General features: G+C 43.0%; 20 protein-coding genes. 11 read left to right on the top strand and 9 right to left on the bottom strand.

Annotated features, from left to right (window positions below; genetic code table 11):
• Positions 1-462: 462 nt before the first annotated feature.
• Positions 463-2,751: a cation:proton antiporter gene (locus U1P77_RS12290; protein WP_321155255.1), complete on the top strand. Its 2,289-nt coding sequence runs from the start codon at positions 463-465 to the stop codon at positions 2,749-2,751.
• A gap of 109 nt (positions 2,752-2,860) precedes the next feature.
• On the opposite strand, the gene tmk is transcribed toward U1P77_RS12290, so the two are convergent.
• Positions 2,861-3,574, bottom strand: coding sequence for a dTMP kinase (gene tmk / locus U1P77_RS12285; protein ID WP_321155254.1), 714 nt, complete (start codon positions 3,572-3,574; stop codon positions 2,861-2,863).
• Positions 3,575-3,668: 94 nt separating this feature from the next.
• Positions 3,669-4,997 (bottom strand): endolytic transglycosylase MltG, encoded by a 1,329-nt coding sequence (gene mltG / locus U1P77_RS12280; protein ID WP_321155253.1) that lies wholly within the window; start codon positions 4,995-4,997, stop codon positions 3,669-3,671.
• A gap of 164 nt (positions 4,998-5,161) precedes the next feature.
• On the opposite strand from mltG, the gene U1P77_RS12275 reads away from it, so the two are divergent.
• A complete protein-coding gene (locus U1P77_RS12275; RefSeq protein ID WP_321155252.1) occupies positions 5,162-5,926 on the top strand; it encodes a DpnI domain-containing protein in 765 nt (254 codons plus the stop codon).
• Between the two features lie 527 nt (positions 5,927-6,453).
• Positions 6,454-6,648 carry a DpnD/PcfM family protein gene (locus tag U1P77_RS12270; RefSeq protein ID WP_321155251.1) on the top strand — a complete coding sequence of 65 codons (195 nt, stop codon included), beginning with the start codon at positions 6,454-6,456 and terminating at the stop codon, positions 6,646-6,648.
• Positions 6,649-6,652: 4 nt separating this feature from the next.
• On the opposite strand, the gene U1P77_RS12265 is transcribed toward U1P77_RS12270, so the two are convergent.
• Both U1P77_RS12265 and U1P77_RS12260 read right to left on the bottom strand, forming a co-directional pair.
• Positions 6,653-7,681, bottom strand: coding sequence for an aminotransferase class IV (locus tag U1P77_RS12265; RefSeq protein WP_321155250.1), 1,029 nt, complete (start codon positions 7,679-7,681; stop codon positions 6,653-6,655).
• A gap of 3 nt (positions 7,682-7,684) precedes the next feature.
• Positions 7,685-8,356: a hypothetical protein gene (locus tag U1P77_RS12260; protein WP_321155249.1), complete on the bottom strand. Its 672-nt coding sequence runs from the start codon at positions 8,354-8,356 to the stop codon at positions 7,685-7,687.
• 412 nt (positions 8,357-8,768) lie between these two features.
• On the opposite strand from U1P77_RS12260, the gene aroE reads away from it, so the two are divergent.
• Entirely contained in the window at positions 8,769-9,635 is an 867-nt protein-coding gene (aroE, locus tag U1P77_RS12255) for a shikimate dehydrogenase (protein ID WP_321156696.1), read from the top strand.
• 70 nt (positions 9,636-9,705) lie between these two features.
• Here aroE and U1P77_RS12250 read toward each other — a convergent pair whose 3' ends face one another.
• Positions 9,706-10,833, bottom strand: coding sequence for an FUSC family protein (locus U1P77_RS12250; protein WP_321155248.1), 1,128 nt, complete (start codon positions 10,831-10,833; stop codon positions 9,706-9,708).
• Positions 10,834-11,258: 425 nt separating this feature from the next.
• Between U1P77_RS12250 and U1P77_RS12245 the strand changes: the two genes are divergently transcribed.
• A complete protein-coding gene (locus tag U1P77_RS12245) occupies positions 11,259-13,079 on the top strand; it encodes an acyl-CoA dehydrogenase C-terminal domain-containing protein (protein WP_321155247.1) in 1,821 nt (606 codons plus the stop codon).
• Positions 13,080-13,243: 164 nt separating this feature from the next.
• Here U1P77_RS12245 and U1P77_RS12240 read toward each other — a convergent pair whose 3' ends face one another.
• Both U1P77_RS12240 and ybaK read right to left on the bottom strand, forming a co-directional pair.
• Positions 13,244-13,618, bottom strand: coding sequence for a 5-carboxymethyl-2-hydroxymuconate Delta-isomerase (locus tag U1P77_RS12240; protein ID WP_321155246.1), 375 nt, complete (start codon positions 13,616-13,618; stop codon positions 13,244-13,246).
• A 225-nt stretch (positions 13,619-13,843) separates the two neighbouring features.
• Positions 13,844-14,314, bottom strand: coding sequence for a Cys-tRNA(Pro) deacylase (gene ybaK / locus U1P77_RS12235; RefSeq protein WP_321155245.1), 471 nt, complete (start codon positions 14,312-14,314; stop codon positions 13,844-13,846).
• A 241-nt stretch (positions 14,315-14,555) separates the two neighbouring features.
• Here ybaK and plsB point away from each other — a divergent pair, with 241 nt between their 5' ends.
• Positions 14,556-17,375 (top strand): glycerol-3-phosphate 1-O-acyltransferase PlsB, encoded by a 2,820-nt coding sequence (gene plsB / locus U1P77_RS12230; protein WP_321155244.1) that lies wholly within the window; start codon positions 14,556-14,558, stop codon positions 17,373-17,375.
• 136 nt (positions 17,376-17,511) lie between these two features.
• Here plsB and ettA read toward each other — a convergent pair whose 3' ends face one another.
• A complete protein-coding gene (gene ettA / locus U1P77_RS12225) occupies positions 17,512-19,173 on the bottom strand; it encodes an energy-dependent translational throttle protein EttA (RefSeq protein ID WP_321155243.1) in 1,662 nt (553 codons plus the stop codon).
• Between the two features lie 430 nt (positions 19,174-19,603).
• Between ettA and U1P77_RS12220 the strand changes: the two genes are divergently transcribed.
• From U1P77_RS12220 to U1P77_RS12205, 4 genes are all read left to right on the top strand, one after another.
• Positions 19,604-20,887 (top strand): flavin reductase family protein, encoded by a 1,284-nt coding sequence (locus U1P77_RS12220; protein WP_321155242.1) that lies wholly within the window; start codon positions 19,604-19,606, stop codon positions 20,885-20,887.
• A gap of 164 nt (positions 20,888-21,051) precedes the next feature.
• Positions 21,052-22,497, top strand: a complete 1,446-nt coding sequence (locus U1P77_RS12215; RefSeq protein ID WP_321155241.1) for a fatty acid desaturase family protein — start codon at positions 21,052-21,054, stop codon at positions 22,495-22,497.
• A 339-nt stretch (positions 22,498-22,836) separates the two neighbouring features.
• Positions 22,837-23,130: a GNAT family N-acetyltransferase gene (locus tag U1P77_RS12210; protein WP_321155240.1), complete on the top strand. Its 294-nt coding sequence runs from the start codon at positions 22,837-22,839 to the stop codon at positions 23,128-23,130.
• A gap of 512 nt (positions 23,131-23,642) precedes the next feature.
• On the top strand, positions 23,643-23,936 hold the full coding sequence (locus U1P77_RS12205) for a 4a-hydroxytetrahydrobiopterin dehydratase (RefSeq protein WP_321155239.1): 294 nt from the start codon (positions 23,643-23,645) through the stop codon (positions 23,934-23,936).
• A gap of 98 nt (positions 23,937-24,034) precedes the next feature.
• Here U1P77_RS12205 and U1P77_RS12200 read toward each other — a convergent pair whose 3' ends face one another.
• Positions 24,035-24,190, bottom strand: coding sequence for a DUF1328 domain-containing protein (locus U1P77_RS12200; protein WP_201554273.1), 156 nt, complete (start codon positions 24,188-24,190; stop codon positions 24,035-24,037).
• A gap of 452 nt (positions 24,191-24,642) precedes the next feature.
• Here U1P77_RS12200 and U1P77_RS12195 point away from each other — a divergent pair, with 452 nt between their 5' ends.
• Complete coding sequence (locus tag U1P77_RS12195) at positions 24,643-25,980, top strand: saccharopine dehydrogenase family protein (RefSeq protein WP_321155238.1); 1,338 nt, start codon at positions 24,643-24,645, stop codon at positions 25,978-25,980.
• Positions 25,981-26,179: the final 199 nt, after the last annotated feature.

Below are 26,179 nucleotides of genomic sequence, written 5' to 3'. Positions count from 1 at the left end.
TTCTATCTAGTTCTCTTATAAGGCTATTCTCTTATGTCTTTTATGCTAGCAGTTATTATGCAGGATAACTTAGGACTTGGCTATTTGCATAGCGGACCAATAAACAGAAGACTGGCTCATATCGCGCCTGACTCGTTTGATATAAGTAAAATAAAATCATGCTATTATAACAAGCCAAATAACTTTAAAATTGAACAAAAGTTAACAAATAAGCTTTGTTGCTAACGCCAAGTTTATTAAGTTAATTATCATCACTTCCTATTTACCCTCTATTGCTGCCCCAGATTATTTCTGTTTATATCAAGGCGCTTTTGTCCCTGCTGCTACTACATAGTATTAATACATGACATGACTCATGCTAGCTAAAGCGGTTATTACGGTTTGCAATAATTTCACTACAGCGAACCTTATAGTAACTCTTAATAGTTATAAAGTATGACAAGATTATAAAAGGATTAATTTATGGATACCGCCCTATTATTATCCGGTGTGGTTGGGATTGGCATTGCCGCCCAATGGTTGGCTTGGTATGTAAAGCAACCGTCCATTTTGTTTTTGTTACTGATTGGCATTATTGTTGGCCCCGTTCTAGGCATCTTTGATCCTGATTTAGTCTTAGGCGATCTGATGTTCCCATTTATCTCTTTGGGCGTCGCGGTTATTTTATTTGAGGGCTCACTCACCCTAGAGTTCGATGAGATTAAGCAGCACGGTACTGTGGTACAAATGCTGGTGTCTGTCGGTGTGCTCATTACTATCGCCATCGTGGCGCTGTCAACTTACCTGCTATTCGATGTCGACCCCTTAATCGCCTTACTGTTCGGCGCACTGGTCTGCGTGACTGGTCCAACTGTGATTATGCCGCTACTGCGTAGTGTCCGCCCTAACAAAACTATTTCCAACATTTTAAAGTGGGAAGGCATTATCATCGATCCTATCGGCGCGATTGCGGTGGTATTGATCTATGAATATATCATTTCTGGTGGCGAAGCCAGTAGCATTTTGCTATTTGCCAAGATTGTAGTACTAGCGACCGTGTTAGGTTTGGTTGGAGCGTGGGTGCTAGCATTCTTAATGCGCAAACATATGGTGCCTGAATTTTTGCGCAACGTCTTTACCCTCGCCTTTGTCCTCCTACTGTTTTCGATATCCAACCATCTAGAGCACGAATCTGGTCTATTAACGGTCACGGTACTTGGCGTGGCACTGGCCAACTGGCCAAAATTCCCACGGGATAATATTTTAGAGTTTAACGAGTCGCTAACGCTGTTATTGATCTCAGTGCTATTTATCATTCTCGCCGCTCGTGTTGAGCTGGAGAGTCTGCTGAGCGTGGGCTTTGCTGGTATCGTGTTACTAGCTATAGTGATGTTTATCGCCCGCCCTTTATCAATCTGGGCTTCCTCTATTGGCTCCAACCTAAAAACCAATGAAAAGCTCATGATTAGCTGGATTGGCCCGCGTGGTATTGTGGCCGCAGCTATCTCATCACTATTCGCCATTCGCTTACAAGAATATGATATCCAAGGCGTTGAGCTACTAGTACCGCTGGTGTTTATCGTTATTATTGGTACTGTGATGATCCAAGGCTTAGGCGCAAAAATGGTCGGCAACTGGTTGGGCGTTCGTGAACCTGAGACCAATGGTATTTTAGTAGTCGGCTCCAACCCAGTAGCGCTATTGATCGCCACCTCTTTAAAAGACCAAGGCTTTGATGTCATTGTGGCACACAACAACTATACCAATATTGCTCGCGCGCGTATGAGTGGCCTGCGCACCTACTTTGGCAACCCCATCTCTGACCATGCTGATCACCATCTCGACTTAATCGGTATCGGTCACTTATTTGCTATGAGTATGGATAAAGAAATGAATACCTTATCTGAGATTCATTATCATCATGAGTTCGGTGAAAGAAAGCTCTATCGCCTCAAATTCAGTGATGAAAAAGTCAAAAGCGAGCGCGATGATAAGCAATCAAACTTCCATTCCCAATGGCTGTTTGGTAAAGAGGTGACCTATACCAAACTTGCCAGCATGCTATCGAAAAAGGCTCGTATTAAAATCACTAATATCACTGACAGCTACACTTATGTCCAATATAAAGCCGACAATAAGCAGTTTGTACCGCTTTATACTCTTGATAAAGAAGGCAAGCTCCACGTTATCACTAACAAGTTTGATGGTAATGTCCCACGTGATCGCAAACTTATAGCGTTAGTGGTTGACGATGAAATCCAGCCAAAAGCAGTAGATGTCACCGCCAAACAAGAACAAGCGCGCGCGGTTGCCGACGCTGACTTTGAATCCAAATCCAAAGCACCTGAAAAGCGCAAAGAAAAAGAATTGGTTAATGACGTGGTAGATGCGGCAACACAAGAGTCGTCAGAGGAAAAGAAGGAGGAGAAGGAGGAAAAGGAGGAAAAGGAGGAAGATACTGTGCAAGATGAGTCTGCCAGCGCCGCTGCGACAGCATTGCCAACAACGCCATCAGAAGGCAATACTAAAGAAATCAAAGCTAAAGAAGCCACTTCGAAAGAACAGTCGGCTAGCGTAAAGGCTAAAGGTGTGAAGTCCGATAATTCACCCTCAACGTCAAAAGACAAGACCGCTGTCAACACCAGTAATAATGGTAATGGCAGCGCGCCTAAGACCAAGAGAGGCTCACTTGACCCCAACCGTCTGCCCGACTCAGATCACGACAGCATTGATGCTAGTGTTGATCTTGATAAGGATTCGGATAAAAAGTAAAAATGTTAGTCTTAGATACCGTTAGTAAATAAAAACCCCCCAGCTGCTAGTAATAACGGCAAGCTGGGGTTTTTGTTATTGAGAATTAATAATCTCAAATCGTATTATGCTAGCCAAACTTGAATTGTGTTTCCATCACCTGCCACACTCGCGCGCTTACCTCATCAGCGCTCCCTGATGCATCAATACGCTGAATGCGCTCAGGATGCTCAGTAGCAAGCGCGCTAAAGCCCTCATGTACCCGCGTAAAAAACGCCGTCGCCTGTTGCTCAAAACGATCTGCCTCGCTACGTTTGCCAGCGCGCGCCATGCCTTCTAATACAGGCAAATCTAACCATAGAGTCAGCTCAGGTAAATGCGGGACAAACTGTGCAATCAGGGCTTCAATCTTGGTCAAAACTGCCTTATCTCCATGTGCCCGCCCAAAGCCTTGATAAGCAAGGGTCGAGTCAGTAAAGCGGTCACAGATTACCCACGACCCGCGCTGTAAGGCTGGCAGGATAACCTGTTGCACATGATCGCAACGCGCAGCAAACAATAGCAGCAGCTCCGTATCGTCAGTAATATCAGTAGCAGGGTCTAATAATATATCGCGCAAACGTTCAGCAAAAGGACTGCCACCCGGCTCGCGCGTGCGCAAATAGTCGACACCATTCGCTTGCAGGCGCGCGCACAAATGCTCAATAGCAGTCGTTTTTCCAACGCCTTCTGTGCCCTCAAAGCTGATAAAGCGCCCTTGCTGTGCAAGCTCAACGGGCGCTTTATCCGTAGACGTAAAGTCTGTGTCAGTTTGAGTAGGAGTAACGCTTAAAGCGGCTGACATGATGTTGCCTTATATTTCATATGTCTTTTGTGAGTGCGGCATAACTGTCATTACTTTTGTATCCCTGTCTAATCAATGCTCGCTTTTACCACCTTTACTGCGGCGGCGTTTGTGATTTTTTTTCACGCATTACGCCTAGGTATTCTTTTACCGCTTGATTGTGATCTGACAAGCTATTGGTAAATTTATGACCACCATTACCGGTCGCTACAAAATATAGCGCTTCGCTATCGGCCGGATGTAGGGTCGCTTCAATAGAAGCCGCTGAGGGCAATGAGATTGGCGTGGGCGGCAATTTATCGATCTGATAAGTATTATAAGCTGTTTTTTCATCGATATCTTTGCGGCGAATATTGCCCTCATAGCGGCTACCCATGCCATAAATAATGGTCGGATCGGTTTGCATGCGCATGCCTTGATTCAAGCGATTATTAAAAACCGCAGAGACCAAGGCGCGTTCCTCAGGAACGCTGGTTTCTTTTTCAATAATAGAAGCCATAATCAGCGCTTCATAAGGGCTCTTGTAAGGCAGATTTGGCGCGCGATTTTCCCAAGCCTTAGTAAGCGCTTGCTGCTGCCGCTTGTATAAATCAGTAAGCACCTGTTTATCCGTTGCGCCCTCACCATAATAATAGGTATCAGGGGCAAACCAACCTTCAAGGTTATGGTTGACGATAGGATCATCACTGTTAATTACAGAGTCTGGAAGCACACCACTAAGTTCCAGCGCTTGGGCAATACTGGCATTATCCGCATCATTGCCGAGCACTTCTTCTTTGATGCCGTTAGTATCCCGTAGGGTCTGATATAAGTCTTTTGAGGTTTTACCTTCGATGATTTGTATCTTAACCATTGCCACTTTTGCGCCTTGCTCTAGCACTTGTAGCGCTTCAGCAATCGTTGGGTTCTCAGGTAATTGATAAATACCGGCGTGCAATGGGGCATTGACTTGCGACTTAATATACAGCTTAGCAATACTGGCTGAGAACAATGGAATCTGCTGTTGCCACTGTGGTAAAAGTCCATAATAAGTATCGCCCTGTTCAATCGTCACCTTTTGCTGCGGCTGGCTAATACGTCCAAACAGCGTTTGATAGACCATTACTAATAAAAATGCAGCAATCAATCCAAGCACCAACAATATCTGATAGCCGCGCTGCATAAAAAACGATTGATTGTCTTTTTCATAGTTTCGCGAAGTCTTGTCTGCGCTGATCAACGAGATATCGGTCGCCGGCGATTTTTCAGCTTCTATCTTATCTGCGGTCGCATCTGTCTGCTCCTGTGACGCGCGCACCTCATCAACTGCTACTGGCTCTGAGTTTGGCAGCGTATCCGCAGGCTCATTAACCCCGCCATCTTGTTTATTTGATGGAGTATCATTAGGGTGATCAGAAGGTTTTTCGGGTGTCGGCTTGCTCATGGCAACTCGCGAGGCAGAAGTTTGTTAGAATTTAGCATTGAACCGTGCGCTTTTCAATGGCATTTGCTTAGCCATTAATGATTTGCTCGTTAATATCTGATTTGGCTTACTATTTGGCCTAATAATTAATTCATCTTTTTACTATTATAAAGTGGCTCGACATTATGGATTTAACCTTTGATACTAAATTAGCTGTCAACTATCGCTCACCTTCACAAATTATTCGTGTGCTTAGTGAGGCTTGGGTAAAAGACAATGGTTATTGTCCTAACTGTAGCGTTCAGCCGTTATCTGAATTTGCTAATAATCAACCGGTTGCAGACTTTTATTGTACGAATTGCCATGAGCAATATGAGCTTAAAAGTAAAAAGGCAAAATTAAGCAATGTGATTAACGATGGCGCTTATGACACCATGATTGAGCGTATTAATAGTAATAATAATCCTAGTTTCTTCTTTTTAACCTATTCTAAAACATTTACTATCAATAATTTTTTGATTATCCCCAAGCATTTTTTTAAGCCGGACATGATTGTTAAGCGTAAGCCTTTATCTTTGACAGCAAAACGTGCGGGCTGGGTCGGCTGTAATATTGACTTACGCCAAGTACCAAAATCAGGCAAGGTCTTTTTAGTCAAAAACCAACAGGTGATACCGCGTAATAATGTCACGCAGCAATTTCAGCAGACATTATTTTTACGAGAGCAATCTATAGAATCTCGTGGTTGGACACTTGATGTTATGAAGTGTGTGGACAAACTACCTGAGCGTTTTACGCTTGCGCAAGTTTATAGTTTTAGCGATGTTCTACAATCTATATATATAAACAATAACAATGTGCATGCCAAAATTCGCCAACAGCTACAAATATTACGAGATAAAGGAATGATTGAGTTCCTAGGGCGTGGTAATTATCGAAAATTAAACTAAGCGTTTTCAGAGTAACCTTTAGGTCTCAGACCTCTTTTTTTATCAACATAAGTAGGAGTGGTTAGCTTTTCTTGGTTACCCCAAAGTGGTAAGTGCATTGTAGCAACGAGACGCTTATGGTATCTATGAGGAGGATAATCCATCTCTAACTCATCATTCATTGGAAAAAAATATTGAACATCATGACCCAAATAAGTATAACGTCTATTTTTTATATAATTATTCCAATGCCATAACAACTCAATGGACGTACGAACAGGTTTGGTACAGGATACTTTTGCGCCTTACCACAAATTTTATTAAATATCATAAATCGACGAATCTGTAGTGGAACTCTACTTTGTGCATAAATGGGACGCATAAATCTTTCTCCTTTTTAAAAAAGGATCATTGATCGATTGGCATCATTGCACAAGCCTACGTAACAAAAGACGATCACTTCTCTTAAGTCGTTTTGATAATCCGAGTGACATAATAGACATAATATAAATGACTAAAGTTGTTTGATAATTTTGAGAAGGAATATTATGAGCAAAAACGTAAAAGTAGAAAAGACCTTTCACATAGAAATTGTTGAAACTCTTAGCCAGGTCATTGAGATTGTCGCTGAAGACGAGCAATCGGCACTTCTAAAAGCTCAACAACTTTATAGAAGTGAAGAAGTTGTTTTAGATTCAGAAGATTATATGGATACTAAGTACAATATTTTTGAATGGGAATAGAACGTCATACTGAGAAACAAACGCTATTACCCGCCGGCAATCTAAGTTCGCTGACTGGCATTACCCCGCGCAGCGCATTACAGAAGAACATCTGGGTTAAATTGGGCAGATCCTCATCATTTAAAACTCGCATCTTCACTGGATGTTTCGTCTTAGACAAGGCATCTATCAGCACTTGGCGCTGTACTCCAGCGACCCCCGATTGAGTCATAGGCGGCGTAAACCATTGCCCGTTTAGTAAATAGTTTGCGTTGGTATCATCGCAGTTTTTAGGAATTGGTAATGGTTGCGGTTTAGTGGTCCATTGAGCGTCTGCCAATTGATAGAACACATTGCTCATCGTGCCTTCAACCCAGCTTCCGGTCATATCGCGTAGCAATCCTTCACCTAAGCCTTCGCCCCCCTTTGCACCAGTATCCGACTGTGCTGCCTTGATACGTTGCAGCTCACCGCTAGCAAGCACATTATCGAGACGGTTTAGGCTTTTTAGACCTGCCAAAGGGGGCGGCAGGCAGGCAAGTTGGGCAGACAAACAGGTGGCAGGCGCAGCGGACTGCATAAGGACCATACGCCCATCAGGTAAGCGCAGATGTTCAGCAGTAGCAATCAGCAAAGCAGAAGATTTGAGCCAAACCTCGCACGCGCTACCGGACTCACTTGGCGTAAAGCCATAGCCACGAATATCTTGTGGTGCGCGGGTGATGATTAGCTTAAGCATACCTTGCTGGAGTTGCTGAGCGTACATTTGCAACATAGTAATCAGCGCTTGGTCATCTATATCGAGTTGCAAAGCGTGGCCGTGGGTTATAAGGCGCTGATGATGATAGTCTTGCCATAATATCAGACCATCGATAACGCCCATAGTGGTAAAAAATCCGTCAGCGTATGTCAGCCCACGATTGTCTAGCGTCACCGCAACATTATTTGCACAATTCGCAAGTTCCATAGTATTGTCTGGTGAATGTAGACATACCCAGCTATTAGGCACAGAAATAGAGCCAGAAACAGCATCAGTCGTAGAACCAGACATCATGATTTAACTGGCCTCTGTTTGTTCACTTGATTTATTAAGTACCAGCATACAACTATAAAACTCACATTTTGCCAGTTCTATTTTTTGTCCGCCAATGGTTTTATTTTTGATGATTTGGCCATTGAGCATATCAGAGAGCAACTTGCCACCCTCATCGCCCATCAGTTGCCGCGCCAGTTTATAGGACTTTTTGGCATGTGCTTTACTCAGCTCTTTTTCCTCATCAGAGTCGGTAGGATTGGCATAATACCAACCAAGCTCAAGATATTTCTCGGAGTCGATGAGATCTAAATAGGGTGCATCAGCTTTCATAAAGCGATATTTGGACGCTGGATTACTGGCATAGTCTAGGCTATTTTCATCCGTATTTATCACTTTACCGAAGGTGGCTTTGATAGCATCAAGGTCGTCAATTTTGAGCGACTCTACTTCCTCAGAGCCCCACGCTGATATATCGTAGCTCACCGATGTACCTTGATCAGAAGTGGCTCCATCTAAGTCTCCATCTGGAGTGGGACTTGCTTGTACCGGCTCTTGTTCAGGCACTTGCTCGGTACCAATACCAGAGGCGGCCTCTTCAACGGTGTTTTGATTAGGATTGTCGCACGCGCTCAATGACACACCAGCTGCCATTGTCATGCCAATCGCAAAGGTCTGTAGGGGGTTCTTCCACATGGGCAGTTTACTCACACTTTTTAGGTTGGTCTCAAAATAGGATTAACGAGCCGGCAGATATGCCGCCGATAATAAAGAATCATTTGCTATAAACAATTTTTCTTATAAAGTTGCTGTCATTAGAGCGTATTGATGACGAACTTTTATGCCTTACAGTGTACCCAACTGCCTAACACTTGACTACCCTTTACGTTACGGTTAACAATCCCAGATAGAACAAATTTGTTAAAGATATTTTTATCCCCTATGATTAAGGACGGTTTATTGCTTTACTTGCCAAAAGTGATTGGTAATAAATAATAGTAAAGCAATCCGTCGCGAAGCAGCCGCTTAACCAGCTAACCTATCAGACCACTATTCAGACCACTATTTAGCATATCAGACCGCTATTTAATAACAGGCTATGACTCAGATGACTCAGCATTTTATCGTTATTGGCAATCCCATTGCCCACAGTAAATCTCCTCAGATTCATCAAGTATTCGCCGCGCAAATCGGGATTGATATTGGCTATCAGCGCCAGTACTGCCCTGATGATACGGCCAGCTTTACCGCAGTGGTCGAGGCGTTTTTTCATGGCGGCGGTATTGGCGCTAATGTGACCGTACCGTTTAAGCAAATGGCTTATGATTGCAGCCTGACGCGTGGCGGCTTATCTGAACATGCCAAAGTTGCAGGGGCAGTCAATACTCTCTTATTAAATAAAGACTTGTTAGAAGCTGGTTTACCAATAGCCGAGGCGCTATACGGTGACAATACCGATGGCCAAGGATTGATCAATCATATTACGAGATTAGGCTGGCCGCTTAACGGCGCACGGGTCGCCATCATTGGCGCAGGCGGTGCAGCGCGCGGGGTGATATTGCCGCTCATACAAGCGGGTATTGGACAGCTGACCCTTGCTAATCGCACGATGAGCAAGGCGACAGATTTGGTCTCGGAACTGAGCAACGCCAGTCCTACTATTAATCAGCATCCTATTAATACTTGCACCACTGCCGATTTGACCGGACACTTTGATTTGATTGTTAATGCAACATCCATAGGTCTGTCAGGGGATACCTTGCCATTAGCCGATGAGCTAGCTTGCCATTCTGCTTACGATATGATGTATGGGCGTGCGTTACCCTTTTTACAGCATTTTGCCGCGCGCGGTGCGCAGACGTCCGACGGTTATGGCATGCTTATTGGACAAGCGGCTTTGAGCTTTGAGCGCTGGACAGGACAGGTGATTGATGTGGCGCAGGCGGCTGCGACATTAAAAAACCAATCAGCATAATAAAGGTAGCGTGGGTGCAGCGATACCGTAAGCCCACAACATTATAACCTACCAACCACTTTTTTTTATTCTAACTAAAGTGCGTCAGCAGCCAAGTTTCCATACGGCGAAGCGGTACGCGAAAATTTGTTAACTGCATGACCATTCCACCACTAAGACCGACCAGACAGCCAAGCGCGGTATCAAGCAGGCGCGCGTGAATAACGTTTTGATAAGCTTGGGGCGAGAACGGTAAACCACTACCATATTCAGCGATAAATATCGTCAGCGGGGTAATAAATATCACTGCTAGCCCATAATGCCGATCGACTAGGGTCTCAATACAGAGCATCATAATCAGTATCGCAACCGCCACACCCCATATTTCTAGCCCCCAAGATAACATCCAGCTCGCCAGCCCTACCCCTATTAACGTCCCTAGCAAGCGGTGAAACTGCTTAATCCACATGGTACGCAAATGAATGCCCTGAATAATAATGAAGCAGCTGACCGCGGCCCAATACGGATTAGACATCTCCAGCATGACCGCTATTAGTAGGGTCAAACTGATAAAACCCGCAACCATAATGCTTTCAATGATGGTATCCGGCTGATAGGTATGGGTTGGCGCAGGTATAACCTCACGCGTCGCTAATAAAAATAGCGAATACAGCAGCGCCATGGTTAGGGCAAAGCCACTACCGAGCATCACCAGTCCCGTCGCCGGTAACACTTGCACCAGTGGCAGAGGAATAAAGAGCGCGATAGCACTCGCCATCATCACAAACAACCCTGCTGGCGGTGGCTGACGATAATAACGTCCAAAAATAACAATACCGAAGGCTATCAGCGTAAATACGGGCAGTCTAATAATAGGTACTTGCTGCGCTATAAGTCCCAGTGCGAAGCATAGCGACATCGCAAAGCCCCATGCCATCACCGTCACCAAGCGATAAGGCAGCTTGCCTACTAATGGCAAGTTTAAGATCACCAAGGCCCCTAAGGAGGCTTTAATCCCTGAAGGTAATGCACCGAAATACGCCCCTACAAATACGGGAAAGCTGATGGCAATAGCCGCAATGATTGGCATGTGCCACGGCCGCTGGCTTCGATTGACCGTTAGCAGATGCGCCAGCTCACCACGGATTAAGCTCTTGATGCTAATAAGCACATTTTTGATCCAAAGGGTGAGCGGTACCATATGCCTTGATACAGCCATAAAATGCGGTCCTCATTAAATAAATTAACTTGACTCTATTTCGTTTATCGTTAGTTTAGTAAGTATAGCTTGGCTTTTTGAGACATTCTGATAAACGTCTTATCACCAGCATTTAATTGATGACTTACGGTTGATTGTTTGTGACATATCAACTTTTATTAATAAATTATTTTTATGATTTTTTAATTTAACTATGAATATTAGTTATATATTATATATTTGTCGCTATAGAAGACTTATACTGAGGATATTCCTGCGGCAAGCTGATTCGTTAAGAAATTCTTAAAATAAAAAATAATTAGTAAGCCATACTTAATAAAACTGACGCTTAATACCTGATACTTTGAATAGACATTTTGAATAGATACTCTGAATAAAAGCCCATTAGTAAATCAACGTCAACGAACGAGACAAAGAGACTGACTATGTTAACTTACAAAGCCCCCTTACGTGATATTAAGTTTTTGATTAATGATGTATTTGACTTTCAAACTCATTATAAAGATTTAGACAATGGCCACAATGCCGATCCTGAAACGGTTGATATGATTTTGCAAGGAATGGCTGACTTTGCCGAAAACGTCCTTGCCCCACTTTATCAGCCAGCAGATGCAGAAGGCTGTCATTTTGATAATGGCGTAGTGACCACTCCTAAAGGCTTTAAAGAAGCTTATAACCAGTTTGTAGAAGGCGGTTGGCAAGGGATTTCCTACCCTGAAGAATACGGCGGCATGAACTTACCGACCTCATTAAACCTTATCAAAGCTGAGATGATCGGTACGGCCAACTGGCCATGGGCAATGTACCCTGGTCTATCAACAGGCTGCATCAATACTATAATGCAATACGGTACGGATGAGCAAAAAGAGACGTACCTGCATAAACTAGTAGAGGGCTCTTGGGCAGGTACCATGTGTTTGACTGAGCCGCAATGTGGTACGGATTTGGGTCAGGTCAAGTCAAAAGCGATTCCACAAGAAGACGGCAGCTATAAACTTGGCGGCACCAAAATCTTTATCTCCAGCGGTGAGCATGATTTAACCGAAAACATCGTTCATATTGTCCTAGCACGCCTACCGGGTGCTCCAGAAGGCACGCGCGGTATTTCATTATTTATCGTACCAAAATTCTTGCCAAATGCTGAAGGCGAAATTGGTGAACGTAATGGCGTTACTTGTGGCTCTATTGAACACAAGATGGGCATTAACTCATCAGCGACTTGTGTATTGAACTTTGATGAGGCGGTCGGTTACCTCATTGGTGAGCCGAACAAAGGTCTCAAAGCCATGTTCACTTTTATGAATACCGCGCGTATCGGTACCGGTATTGAAGGCTTGGCGCATACTGAATTGTCATTTCAAAACGCCCTACCGTATGCTAAAGATCGCCGTTCTATGCGCGCGATATCAGGTACAAAAGATCCTGAAAAAGTCGCTGATGCCATCATTAACCATGCAGACGTACGTCGCATGCTATTGACTCAAAAAGCCTTTGCCGAAGGGGGTCGCTCAATGATTTATCATTCAGCACGCTATGCGGATAAGATGGCACAAGGCATCGTTAATGACGATGATGAAGAGTTTGAAAAATGGGATGACAAGCTTGGTTTTTATACCCCAATTCTCAAAGGCTTCTTAACGGAACTGGGTATTGAAGCGGCCAAGCACGGTCAGCAAATCTACGGTGGCCACGGTTATATCAAAGAATGGGGTATGGAACTAATTGCTCGTGATGCCCGTATTGCTACCATGTATGAAGGTACGACCGGTATTCAAGCATTAGATTTATTAGGCCGTAAAGTCATCTTACAGTCAAAAGGTAAAATCATCCGCGACTATACCTCGAGCATCATGAAATGGTGTGGTGAATACGCACTTGATAAAGACATGCGCAAATTTGTTTGGGCGTTAACTAAGCTATGTGCCGAATGGAATACTTTAACGGTTCGCTTGATGCTAATGGCACGTAAAGACCGTGAAATTATCTCAGCAGCTTCAGATGACTTCTTGATGTACTCAGGCTATGTAATGATGGGCTATCACTGGGCGCGCATGGCGGCAGTGGCCTATGACAAGCTAGAAAATGGCGGTACAGAAGCACCAGAATTTTACGAAGCCAAAATTCAAACCGCAGAGTTCTATTTTGACAAACTTCTGCCACGTACCTCAGGTCACGCCGAAGCTATGGTCGCCCCAAGCGAGAGCATGACTGCGATGCCAATCGAAAGCTTTGCTTTCTTAGACTAGAATTCAATTAAGCGGTAATCAGCAATAATTAAAAAAAGCGCCTATATACTGGGCGCTTTTTCTATTGTTCATTCGAAACAGAATTAATTCCTGACATCGATAACTTTTCAACAAAAAACTTTCGTCATTCGTAAAACAGAAGCCCAAAGCTTAAAACCTCACTCTCAACGACCAAGCATTTTCTTTTGATAAACAGCGCTAATCTCTTCTACTTCGACGCATATTTGTAGCGCCGTACGACCTGATTGTGCTGCGCCTAGCTTATCCTCTATGGTAGCAACCAATAACTCTGCCAGCTGATTGCGCACATTAATATCACGACCTGCCATTAATTTAAAATGCGCGTAAATAAAACCATGCTCTTGCTCATCATCTTCTACTCCTACTAAAAAGGTCGTTATCGGGAGCATGCGAGCCTTAATATCAGTGGGCTTACCAAAGTGTCCACTATCCCAAAGCGCTTTATTGAGCGCTTTCAGTAAAGATTCAGCATGAGGAATGATGACATTGGGAGTGGCTTGAATAGTTAAATGCGGCATGTGAGTCATCCTGTTTATAGTTGGTCCAGTTTAAAACAGATATAGCCTAGCTGGAGAAATTTTCGAAGCCTTTGGAGTGGCAAAGCTGCACAGCAAGCGAGATAATTTTGCCAACTATGCGATTTTATATTCCGTATCTATTTTATTTAGTACGCACTATAGATGTTAAACAATAGATTAGTGGAATCTAGAAAGCTTAATACGTTTAAGACTTTATAATCGCTATTAGCTATCAGTTATCGCCTCAAAACGGGCATCAATAATTTCAGCCAATTGCAGTGGTGGTAGCTCAATCTCCAAACCACGGCGACCCGCGCTGACATATATAGTTGGCTGATCTTGAGCAGAGCTGTCTATCACCGAAGGTAATTGCTTCTTTTGCCCTAATGGACTGACGCCGCCGAGTACATAACCTGTACTACGTGCGACTTTTTTGGGATCCGCCATTTGTACCTTTTTGCAGCTCAGCGCTTTGGCCATTTTTTTAAAATTTAAAGTGGTATCGACCGGCACTATGGCGACTGCTAACGCGCCAGCTTCTGTTGCTACCACTAACGTTTTAAAGACTTGTGCGGCAGTAACACCTAGTTTTTCAGCCGCTTCTAATCCATAAGAGGTTGCACTATTATCATGCCTATATTCGTGTAGCTGATAATCAAGGCCACGCTGTTTGGCAAGTTTGATAGCAGGAGTCATAAGTGTTTAACTTCAATAAGTGGTGATGGAAGATAAGCTTAAGTATAGCGTTACTCATCTTACGCAGATACGCTGTTAGTTTAAATAGCTGATGCTCTAAGTATCTAGTTATTTAGATGATGATTCAAACAACCTTATTATGGCCTTATATTATTAATGGTAAATACAGACACTATATATCGCTTTGTGTACTTTTATGGCATCATACGCCCATTATATTTGACAAATTTGACTTTTTATTATGATACCAAAGTTCCTAAAAAAACGGATTTTTAAGGCGCCAGTAGTTAATAATACTACCTTAGAAACTGGTACTACTTCAGCCGCTGACGCCAATCCAATAGTTGCAAAATCCTATTCTAATGCACCAATTAGTCAGCTTTATCGCAAGATATCGGGGCAGACGCTCGACATGGCCGTCAAGCCCAAACTTTTAGGCGAGCTGCCAGAGTTTGATGCTGATGACCAAACGCTAACCTTTTATGTGCTACAAGATTATTCGCGCTCTAACAGTATTTTGATTGATCTGCAAACTCAAGAGCATAAGCTACCGCCTGCTTTGGTCGGGGTAAAAGATACTGCCCATCAAATTCGTGAGAATGCGGCTATTATATTTTTACATCATCCAAAGGCTAAAGATGACCAGCTGTCGCCGCGTCTCTCGCGTTTAGTCGCTGCCACTTTACAGTATCCAGACTTGCAGATAAGGTTGGTACCCGTCTCTATCCTTTGGGGACGCGCCCCTGACAAAGAGGACTCCTTATTTAAGCTACTAGCGGCCGATAACTGGGAAGATCCAAGCATTACCAAGCAGTTATTTAATATTGGAGTGATGGGACGCGATACCTTTGTACAATTCCATCCCGCGCAAGATTTGCGCAAGATTATTTATCAAAGCCTGCATGACAGTACAGATGAGCCAGTAGCTCTTCATAGTGTTAATAGCAAAGATAGTAGCCTTGATAATATTGAAAACCTTGATAGTGTGGATAGCAGCGCCGTTTCAGTTGATTTACAAGGTAATTTAAGTCAAGACCGCGTCACACAGAAAATTACTAAGGCCTTAGTTCCCTCTGCTAACGCCAATCGCGAGCTGGTGCGCACGTTACAGCAGCAGCTCAACATTTACCTTGATAAACAGCGCGCCAGTATGCTCGGTCCTGATTTATCAGATCGGCGTAACTTGGTAGATAAGCTGATTTATTCACCTGCCATCAAGTATGCGATAGAAAGCGAAGCCAAAGTAACGAATATCAGCGCCCGTGAGGCACGAGGTCTTGCTAAAGGGTATGCCAATGAGATGGTCAACAATTATTCCCACCCCATTATACGGGTCTTTGATCGGTTTTTGACTTGGTTATGGACGCGGCTCTATGACGGTGTGGAAGTGCATCATTTTGAGCGTGTGCGTGAGCTTGCGGCTGATCATGAAATTATTTATGTGCCCTGTCATCGTAGCCATGTCGACTATCTCCTACTGTCTTATGTGATCTATAAGCGCGGATTGAGTATTCCTTATGTTGCCGCTGGTGATAACTTAGATGTGCCAATCTTAGGTCCCATGCTTCGCGGTGCGGTCGCCTTTTATATTCGTCGCAGCTTTCGCGATAATCCGCTGTATACCGCGGTATTACGCGAATATATGCACACCCTCATCACCCGAAACACCCCTATTGAGTACTTTATTGAAGGCGGGCGCTCGCGCACAGGAAGACTGCTACCACCGAAGATGGGCATGTTAGCGATGACGATTCACAGTCAGCTACGCCAAACCAATAAACCGGTAGTATTCATTCCGACTTATATCGGCTACGAGCGCATCATGGAAGGCGGCACTTACGTTGGTGAGTTAAAAGGCAAACCAAAAGAGTCAGAATCCTTAATGGGGTTACTAAAAGTTGGGCGTAAGATTGAGCGCATCTTTGGTAACGTTCATCTAAGTTTTGGTACACCCTTACATCTTACCGATTTTATGGAAAAGTTCGATGTGCCTGCTGACAGCTTGCCTGCTGATCGCACAGATACGCCACTCGATGACAAGACCAGCGCCATGGTCGATAATATTGGCGTCAAGATTATGCAGCATATTAATAAAGCAGCGGTAATTAACCCAGTATCGCTGTTGTCCTTAGTACTACTATCAGCACCAAAATCAGCATTAGATGAGGAAATTTGCCGGGAGCAAATTTCCCTTTACCAAAGTATCGCGCGCAAGCAGCCTTATTCCGATGATACGATCATCACTGATATGAGCCCGCAGCAAATCATTGATTATGGTATTAAGCTCAAGCTTATTGAACGTACGCCGCATATCTTAGGTGATATTATTCAAGTGGCGGACAAGCAAGCGGCATTACTCAGCTATTTCCGTAATAATATCTTGCATGTATTTATTCTACAGTCGTTCCTAGCGGCCTTAGTAGCCCGTAATGGTCGTATCGAGCGCAGTCGCTTAGATGGTATTGTGGAGCAACTATATCCCTTCTTACAAAGCGAATTATTTTTATATTATCCCGCCCATGGTTTGACCGATACCCTCAATCAAAAGATTGATAATATGTTGACTCATGGTCTTATTGTCGAATTAAGTGACGGCATGCTCAGCGTCCCTGAAGCCAATAGCAACTGCTACCAGCAGTTAGAGGTGCTCGGCACCCCCGTTGAGCAAAGCCTTGAACGTTACTTTATGACCCTTGCCCTACTGGCTCAGCAAGGGTCAGGTAACTTAACCGCAGACGAGGTAGTTGATCTCTGCCATCTACTAGGCCAGCGTTTATCCGTCCTTTATGCTGATGACATTCCGGATTTCTTTGATCGCTCGTTATTCCTCAGCTTTGTTAACGCGCTTATCCGCCTCGACTATCTACGAAAAGAGGAAGAGACTGGCATATTAACTTTTGATCAACGTATAGATGATATCGCTCATCATGCCAAATATGTGCTGAGCCCTGATATGATGCAAATTCTGCAGCAAGTCGCGAGCCTTGATGAAGAAGAAATTGCCCATGCGATTACTGAAATTAGCAATAAAAAACAGCGTAAATTTGGGCGTAAGCGTTAATGTAAATTGAAAACAGCTTAATGCCCATTCAATAAAAAATTAACGCCAACTTGATAAAATAGCAGCCCAATAACAAAGACCTCTAATTAATTAGAGGTCTTTTTTCGCATATTTATAAATGATTTGTAGTTTAAACTTAGTTGGTAATTTTCTTATACTTCATACGTTTAGGACCGGAATCAGCGCCCAATTGTTTTTTGCGATAAGTTTCAAACTCAGAGTAGTTACCGTCAAACCAGACTGGACCTTCTTCTTCAAATGCTAAGATATGAGTCGCAATACGGTCAAGGAACCAGCGATCATGCGAGACTACCATTACCGTGCCGGGGAATACTTGAATAGCATCTTCCAGCGCACGTAAGGTTTCAATGTCTAAATCGTTCGATGGTTCATCAAGTAACAGCACGTTGGCGCCTTGCTTCAAAGTCTTCGCCAGTTGTAAGCGGTTACGCTCACCACCGGACAGTTGACCGACACGTTTTTGTTGGTCTGAGCCTTTGAAATTGAAGCGGCCGATATAGGCACGGCTCGGCGTGGTATATTCGCCAACCGTAATGATATCAAGGCCATCAGAAATTTCTTCCCAAACGGTTTTGTCATCGTTTAAGTTATCACGAACCTGACCAACATAAGCGACACTGACACTCTCACCCAAATCAACTGAACCAGCATCTGGAGTGTCACGCTCGGTAATCATATTAAATAGCGTGGTTTTGCCCGCGCCATTTGGACCGATGATACCGACGATAGCACCCGCTGGCACGTTAAAGCTTAGGTTTTCGTACAACAAACGGTCGCCAAATGATTTGGCAATATCATTAATTTCAATGACTTTATTACCTAGACGTGGACCAGGTGGAATATAAATCTCAGAGGTCTCGTTACGTTTTTGGAACTCTTGCGAGTTTAGCTCTTCAAAACGTTGTACACGAGATTTAGATTTAGCCTGTTGACCTTTTTTGTTTTTACGTATCCACTCAAGCTCTTTTTTCAGGGCTTTCGCAAACGATTCTTCTTGCTTATTTTGTTGCTCTAGACGGGTATTCTTTTGCTCTAGCCATTCAGTATAATTGCCTTCATACGGATAGCCATGACCACGGTCAAGCTCCAAAATCCACTGCGCCACATTATCCAAGAAATAACGGTCATGGGTAATAGCCACGATAGTACCGCTATAATTTTGCAAGAACTGCTCTAGCCATGCGACAGATTCAGCGTCCAAATGGTTGGTCGGTTCGTCAAGTAATAGCATATCAGGGCGTGATAATAGCAGACGGCATAAGGCCACACGGCGTTTTTCACCACCGGATAGTCTACTCACGTCAGCATCCCATGGTGGCAGACGTAAGGCGTCGGCCGCTTTTTCTAACTGGGTATCTAAGGTATGTGCATCCCACGTTTGGATGATATCTTCCATCTTACCTTGTTCTTCAGCCAGCTTATCAAAGTCTGCATCAGGGTCGGCGTATTCGCCGTAAATAGCATCCAGACGCGATAGCGCATCTAAGGCTTCACGCATACCATCTTCGACATTACCGCGCACGTCTTTGCTGTCATCTAACTGCGGCTCTTGTGGTAAATAACCAATTTTAGTGCCTGTTTGGGCACGTGCCTCACCACTGAATTCGGTATCAACGCCGGCCATAATGCGTAGCAAGGTTGATTTACCTGAACCATTGATACCCAATACCCCGATTTTGGCACCAGGGAAAAAGGACAGATTGATATTTTTTAAGATCTCGCGTTTAGGCGGAACAAGTTTTGACACGTTGTTCATCGTGTAAATATATTGAGCCATTAACACTCCGATAGACTGCATAGAAGAGGCCAGCAAATGCGACTCAGCGATGATGCTAAGCGTGCCGTACCTCAAAATCAGGGTTACAAATTATAGGTCATTATCGCATTGTAGCGCATACCCTGCAAGCTGACAGGCTGTTTTACAGCTTGTTTTGCGTCTTTTACTCCAAAGCCATGACCCTTTTCTACAAAAATTTTCATTAAATTATTATTCAACTTGCTTACTTATACTTCTGATTCATTCCTGTTTTATAAAGTCCACAAAAAATAGCATCAAATATTTCGCAAATTCAATCAATAGACGCTATTATATTAGTATATCTTAATAAATGACTGCTCTTATTGTACAGTGCAGCATTCAGTTTAAAAATTTTATAAATAATTATTAAGTACTACAGAGTAAGTAACACCTAAAAGGTAACGTGATTATGCCCAGCGGCTATCAGCCTGAAATTGTTCAACATGCTTTTATTGGTTTTATGGGGTCGCGGCTGCATCCTTTTTGGTCATTAACTGTGCCTAAGCTGCGACTAATAGCACGCCGCGCGCTTAGTGATGATTTGATAGCGCTACAGTTTGAGACCAATCGTGCTTTTAGAAAGCAGGCGTTTGGGTTGAAAGGCGGCTGGCAAGGTGGACAATATCTCAATTTAAACGTTGTCATTGATGGCATTTATCATCAGCGCAGTTATTCGTTAGTCGGCTTGCCACAGCAACCGCTATGGTGGCACGATGATGTCACTAGCGACAAAACCAGTAAAAATAAAAAATCGCAACGCCATACTGTCACTATCGCCATCAAGCCACAAGGATTGGTTTCTGATTACTTGACACAGCACGCCGCTCTTGGCGCTATATTTGACAGTAGTGTGCCGATTGGTGACTTTACTTTAGAGCAGACAGTTTTGAAGAAACAAGTTAGCTCTTCTACTACTAAAAAGTCATCTATTAACGAGTCAACTATTAACGAACTATTTGCTGCAGAAGAATTAAATGTTAATAAGCTATCACCGCTATTATTTATTGCTGGTGGTAGTGGTATTACTCCAATGTTAGGTCTGATTACCCAAGCTCTGCAATATGGTCATCAGGTGACTTTGTTATACTATAATCGCACGGCATTAATAAAAAGTCCTCTTCAGGGAAATTGGCAGCGTTTAGCCGCTAAATATCCAATGTTTACCTATCATCTTATCAATACTGAAGACCGCAGCACTTATTTGGCGGACAGCCGTCATTTGAGTACGGAGAGCTTATTGGCTTTGGGCTTACCTTTAGCTGATACACAAATATTTGCTTGTGGTTCGCAAGAGTTATTAGCAGGATTGTACCGCGCGACAGCAGAAATAACCTTGCCACAGGGAAGCTCTCTGCGCGACAATATTATTATAGAGAACTTTGGCTATGCCTTACCTAGTTTTAATAATGATAAAACAGAGCAGAACACTACAGGTAGTATAGAAGAAAAGACTGTTTATTTACGCGGGCGGCAACGCCGGTTCACCAGTGACACCACATTACTGTTGAGTGCGGAAGACGCTGGCATTCGCCTAAATTATGGCTGCCGACAAGGCATCTGCCAATTGTGCCGTTGCAATAAGGTCAGCGGCGTGGTCAAAAATATTCAAACTGGTAAGCTAAGCAGTGACGGCTACGAATCTATCCAAACTTGCATCAATGTGCCTGTGACTGACGTGGTGCTGGATATTTAGTAATATTTGACACAAAAGACACCTGCCTATAAAATTTTATAACAGCTTATAACATGAAAAAAGAAACTAGATTTAACTTATACTTTTCGCTAAAACTTAGACGAACTATTAAACCGAACTTAATGCTTGTTATTTATTTGAGCCGATTCGGTTAAGGATTATTAATGCGCTTATTACCGCCTATATCCACTGCACAATCTGCTGTATCTATTCTGACTGCGTTAACCGATGGACAGATGGCAGCTCAAGATCGCTTGTTATCAGTAGTGCAAGCTGCTCATACGACGGCCGCCAATACCGATGCTGATGATCAGCCTATGGACACGCAATCCCAGCCTACTCGATATCCCACTTTGACGGGTGCGCCATTACCAAAAGTCCAGACCGAAGCACTTGCTGATGAGCTAAACGCGCTCTATCAAAGCGTGATGGACTCACTAGGGGCCAAGGATGCGCGTTATATTCAACGTGTTTATGCGACGGTGGTATATAGCGAGCTAGTCGCACGTGGTCTACTGGCTACTGCTGGACGACTGTCATCACGTCGTCGTCAGATGAGTGCTTGGCTACTGGGGACGTCCCTGCTCAGCTTTAGTAAAATATTAAACAATATGGAGCTTGGTCATCACGTCATGCACGGGCAATATGATTGGATGCAGCACCCGCATCTTAATAGCCAAAAATTTGATTGGGATATCGTTTGTCCTGCGCCCCTATGGCAGCATTCGCACAATTATTTGCACCATACTTTTACCAATATCATCGGCCGCGACCATGACGTCGGTTATCACTTGATTCGGGTTACTGATGAGCAGCCTTGGACGCCAAGCGATCGCTATAACTTATTTAAAACTGCAATCTTAGCATTAGGCTTTGAATGGGCAGTCGCCTTCCATGATATCCAAATCAGTGTTGATGAATATGCGGACACTCCCAATCTGCATAAGACAATGCAACAAAAATCCCGCGCGTTATTTGCCAAAATTACACGACAAGTGGGCAAAGACGCCATTTTCTTACCTACTATAGCAGGGGTAACATTAGGTCGTGGTAGTGCCATGACCACGTTAAGCGGTAATGTCACTGCTAATATTGTTCGCAATCTGTGGACGTGGGCGGTGATATTTTGCGGACATTTTACGGAGCAAGCGCATATTTACACTCATCTTGATGCTAATGAGAGTAAAGGCGATTGGTATGTACGTCAGATTCTTGGTTCCAGCAACATTCAGGGCAGTCCGTTGTTTCACATTTTAACGGGCAACTTATCCCATCAGATTGAGCATCATATTTTCCCTGATATGCCCGCCAGCCACTATGCTCGCATTGCGCCGCAGGTACAGGCCCTATGTCGCAAGTATAATTTAACCTATAACACGGGACGATTCAGTAGCCAATTTAAACAAATGGTGGGACGTATTCACCACTTTAGTAAGCCAAATGCCCAAGAATGGCGCGCTTATAAACTATCCGTGTCGAATACTGTTAGCAACAGCGATAGCAGCTCAATGCTGGATTCTAAAAAAGTTAAACCAGATGCTCAAGCTAGAGGCGGTCTCAGTAGATTTCTCCCTCAAGTAGTTCGCCAAGCTTTGTTTTACGCACGGTAAAGTCTTTGAATAAAACCCTTTTAAATAGAAGCTCACTTAAATAAAAGCTCGTTTAGATTAAGGTGTATTCAGATAAAGCGTGATGCAAATAAAGCAGACTAGTAGTTATTAAATAGCTATTAATTGCTTATTAAATGTTCATTAAGGTTATTAACATACGGTCTATCTACTCTTACCGTAAGTGACTGGAAACTTAGATAAAAACTGCTAATAATAGAGCAAATGATTTATCGTTTAAGTCGTGGTTTAGTTGACGTATTTACTTAAGCCTCGTATCACTTAATACAAACCAAAAACAATCATAACATTAATAATAATAGCCACTAATGGAGGGTCCTAATGAACAAACAAGATTCTGAGAAAAATTTAGATATTACTCATAACCAAGATGCCAAGCGCTTTGAAACGTCTATTGATGATAAAACCGGCTATATTAGCTATCAGGAGCGCGGCGATACTTTAGTTTATGATCATACAATCGTGCCGCAAGTATTAGGCGGACGCGGTGTTGGTTCAGCATTGGTAAAGCATGCTCTAGATTATGCACGCGAGCATAACAAAAAAATTGTTCCACAATGCTCTTTTGTATCCTCGTATATTAATAAGCATCCCGACTATCAAGATTTAATATAATCGAGCGTTATAAATAGTCTTTTATAGAGAGAGTATTGGTCACAGTCTATATTCGTTCACTGACCTATTTTTGATAGTTCTTACAGTCGGTTCTTTTTAAAGCGGAGATAGGATGCTGGGAGAAATTTTTGCAGCCTCTGGAGTGGCACAACCGCATAGCAAACGAGCAAATTTGTACTAACCGGATGTCAATATCAGCCTATCTGTTTTACTTTATATTAACTATAGTTATTTAAGCATCACTACCCTTCTAGCCGCCTGATATCTTGTCATATATTTATAATCGAATATATGACAAGATATCAGGCCTAGGCGGGGGTTTTATCTCGTGTTGGTTATAAACTAAAAGAGCTTTTTTCATTACTTTTTTTCAATAGTTATCTCCTAGAAATGCTTTTATTCTTGGTGTAAAGTGCCCACTAGGGGTCTTCATCAGCTAGGGGTCTTTATCAGCGAATTTCACATCATACCTTTCAACAAATAAACTTAACATAATAATAAAGGATAATCCCATGAGTAGTTTATCTGACAAACAAGTTGATTTGCAGCTAGAAGATCTCTCTGGCTGGCAACGCGATGGTAATGCCATCGTTAAAACATACCATTTTAGCGACTTTATTGAAGCTATTAGCTTTATGAATCAAGCGGCGTTTTATGCCGAAGCGCTTGAGCATCATCCTGAATGGAGCAATACTTATAACGTGGTAAACGTGCGCCTGACCACCGAAGATACTGGAGGCATTACCAGCCATGACATTCGTTTAGCAAAGCGCATGGAATACATTATCCAGCCCAAACGTTTGTAGTTATTTATTAGCTTACTAACCTTATAGACACAAAAAACGTCCTCAATTGAGGACGTTTTTTATATTACTGAATGACTATCAACATGGTGTTGCTTCTATTACATCTTGCGGCTGACAAGAGCCACAATAAATAGGATCACGGCAACGGCTAGGAAGATGTATGCCAAACTAGACGACAGCCCAGCGACTCCGCCAAACCCTAATAAACTTGCTAACAGTGCGATGACTGCAAAAATAATAGCCCAGCGAAACATAATTATTCTCCTCAAATAAACGTTAAAGCATTATATTATTGACACTAATGTTTACTACTTAAGTGCTTATTGCCTAAAACCATAGATTAGCAATATTTAAACGTGAATAACGTTCACTTTGGTAATAAATGCGCTATGTTATGTAACCTTTGTAGCGTTACTACCTTGTTTGTAGCAAGTTATCGTTATCTAAAGCCTGTAAATAGTTCTTGAAGAGTTATAGCTATAAACAATTTATCTTTACTCAATACCAATCGCTATTATCAATAAACCTGCTATAAATATTAATCTGTTATGCTAAGTTCTTTAGGTTTTGACAACATCCTTGGCCCAATCAAAAAATTGAAATAAAAAACGAAGTCACAAGACTAAATTTTTCAGCAATAGTACTTAGAGCCCACTTGTTAACAAGCACCACCCATTCATAAAAACAACCATCAAGGAAATTTATTATGGACACTAATACAGGTACATCAACAAATATTAATAAATCAGAGGACACCAAACAAGCCAGCAGTGAAGAGCGTCCTTATGCGATCGTTTTATATGGCGCTACTAGCTTTGTTGGACAAATTACCGCTCATTATTTATCGCAATTCTTATCTGAATCAACGGCGAAAGAGGGCTCGTCTGAGGAATCAGCTGTCACATGGGCGATAGCAGGACGCGATGAGGACAAGCTTAAAAAGCTACAGTCTGAGCTGAGCAGTAAGCCAGATAATGGAAAAGTCGATATTATCATTGCTAACAGCAACGATGACGCCAGTCTTAATGAGATGACCAAACAGACCCAAGTCATCATATCAACCGTAGGCCCGTACCTTCAATACGGCGAACCATTGATTAAAGCCTGTGCTACCAATGGCACTGACTATGTTGATCTCACTGGTGAGGCCATCTTTATTAAAGACATGCTGGACAAATATCAAGAGACAGCCAAGCAAAGCGGCGCGCGTATCGTCAACTCTTGCGGCTTTGACTCTATTCCCTCAGACTTGGGCGTTTACTTTACCCAGCAGCAAGCTAAAGCCCAGTTTGATAGGTCCTGTGATGTCATCCATATGCGCGTAAAAGCAGCTAAAGGCGGATTGTCCGGCGGTACAATTGCTTCAATGGCGACTATCTTTGAGGAAGTAGGCAAAGATAAAGAGCGCCGCAGTCAAGTGGCTAACCCTTATCTACTTAATGATGATAACGACGCGCCTAACGTACGCCAAGATAACGTTAGCAAGCCTGAATACGATACCGAGCACGACCGATGGCTGGCACCTTTTGTGATGGCAAGTATTAATACCCGCATTGTCCATCGCAGTAATCAGTTGCTTGATTATGAATACAGTCGCGACTTTAAGTATGATGAGGCGATGTGGATGAAAGATGGCATTAAAGGTCAGCTAATGAGCTACGGCATGAGCGTGGGACTGTTGGGTTTTGCCACGGCAATGATTTTTAAGCCTAGCCGTGAGTTTCTCTCAAAACACGTCCTACCCAAGTCAGGCTCTGGTCCTTCTAAATCTGAACAAGAAGATGGGTTTTTTGATATTCGCTTCTTCGGTGAAACTTCTAAAAAGGACACTATTAGTACTAAGGTCACAGGCGATAAAGACCCCGGCTATGGCAGTACCTCGCGTATGTTGGCACAGTCAGCGTTGTGTCTTGCGCAAGATATTAGTAAAGAAGATGTCGGAGGTGGATTTTGGACACCAGCAGTGGCTATGGGCGACCAGCTATTAAAACGATTAGAAGACCATGCTGGTATTAGCTTCGAAGTAATTGATGACAAAAATTAATACCGCTGTTATTGCTAAGTACTAACATAATTACTAGCAATAATATTAACAGTGAGTAATAAAAAACCGCATTCTAATACTAGAATGCGGTTTTTTATTATTTAAATTTAGAAGGCCAGCTAGATACAATGTTAATAAATACTAATAACGTATTTCTTTGGTGAACAACGTTACCGATTTTCGGTTTTTCAATACATTA

Origin of the sequence: Psychrobacter sp. LV10R520-6, from assembly GCF_900182925.1 — a bacterium.
Taxonomy (GTDB): Bacteria; Pseudomonadota; Gammaproteobacteria; order Pseudomonadales; family Moraxellaceae; genus Psychrobacter.
This window is presented reverse-complemented; position numbering and strand designations above follow the sequence as displayed.

Bases quoted from the DNA above. Each gene is read 5' to 3' on its own strand.
- U1P77_RS12290 (WP_321155255.1), top strand. From the start codon at position 463: ATGGATACCGCCCTATTATTATCCGGTGTGGTTGGGATTGGCATTGCC.
- tmk (WP_321155254.1), bottom strand. From the start codon at position 3,574: ATGTCAGCCGCTTTAAGCGTTACTCCTACTCAAACTGACACAGACTTT.
- mltG (WP_321155253.1), bottom strand. From the start codon at position 4,997: ATGAGCAAGCCGACACCCGAAAAACCTTCTGATCACCCTAATGATACT.
- U1P77_RS12275 (WP_321155252.1), top strand. From the start codon at position 5,162: ATGGATTTAACCTTTGATACTAAATTAGCTGTCAACTATCGCTCACCT.
- U1P77_RS12270 (WP_321155251.1), top strand. From the start codon at position 6,454: ATGAGCAAAAACGTAAAAGTAGAAAAGACCTTTCACATAGAAATTGTT.
- U1P77_RS12265 (WP_321155250.1), bottom strand. From the start codon at position 7,681: ATGATGTCTGGTTCTACGACTGATGCTGTTTCTGGCTCTATTTCTGTG.
- U1P77_RS12260 (WP_321155249.1), bottom strand. From the start codon at position 8,356: ATGTGGAAGAACCCCCTACAGACCTTTGCGATTGGCATGACAATGGCA.
- aroE (WP_321156696.1), top strand. From the start codon at position 8,769: ATGACTCAGCATTTTATCGTTATTGGCAATCCCATTGCCCACAGTAAA.
- U1P77_RS12250 (WP_321155248.1), bottom strand. From the start codon at position 10,833: ATGGCTGTATCAAGGCATATGGTACCGCTCACCCTTTGGATCAAAAAT.
- U1P77_RS12245 (WP_321155247.1), top strand. From the start codon at position 11,259: ATGTTAACTTACAAAGCCCCCTTACGTGATATTAAGTTTTTGATTAAT.
- U1P77_RS12240 (WP_321155246.1), bottom strand. From the start codon at position 13,618: ATGCCGCATTTAACTATTCAAGCCACTCCCAATGTCATCATTCCTCAT.
- ybaK (WP_321155245.1), bottom strand. From the start codon at position 14,314: ATGACTCCTGCTATCAAACTTGCCAAACAGCGTGGCCTTGATTATCAG.
- plsB (WP_321155244.1), top strand. From the start codon at position 14,556: ATGATACCAAAGTTCCTAAAAAAACGGATTTTTAAGGCGCCAGTAGTT.
- ettA (WP_321155243.1), bottom strand. From the start codon at position 19,173: ATGGCTCAATATATTTACACGATGAACAACGTGTCAAAACTTGTTCCG.
- U1P77_RS12220 (WP_321155242.1), top strand. From the start codon at position 19,604: ATGCCCAGCGGCTATCAGCCTGAAATTGTTCAACATGCTTTTATTGGT.
- U1P77_RS12215 (WP_321155241.1), top strand. From the start codon at position 21,052: ATGCGCTTATTACCGCCTATATCCACTGCACAATCTGCTGTATCTATT.
- U1P77_RS12210 (WP_321155240.1), top strand. From the start codon at position 22,837: ATGAACAAACAAGATTCTGAGAAAAATTTAGATATTACTCATAACCAA.
- U1P77_RS12205 (WP_321155239.1), top strand. From the start codon at position 23,643: ATGAGTAGTTTATCTGACAAACAAGTTGATTTGCAGCTAGAAGATCTC.
- U1P77_RS12200 (WP_201554273.1), bottom strand. From the start codon at position 24,190: ATGTTTCGCTGGGCTATTATTTTTGCAGTCATCGCACTGTTAGCAAGT.
- U1P77_RS12195 (WP_321155238.1), top strand. From the start codon at position 24,643: ATGGACACTAATACAGGTACATCAACAAATATTAATAAATCAGAGGAC.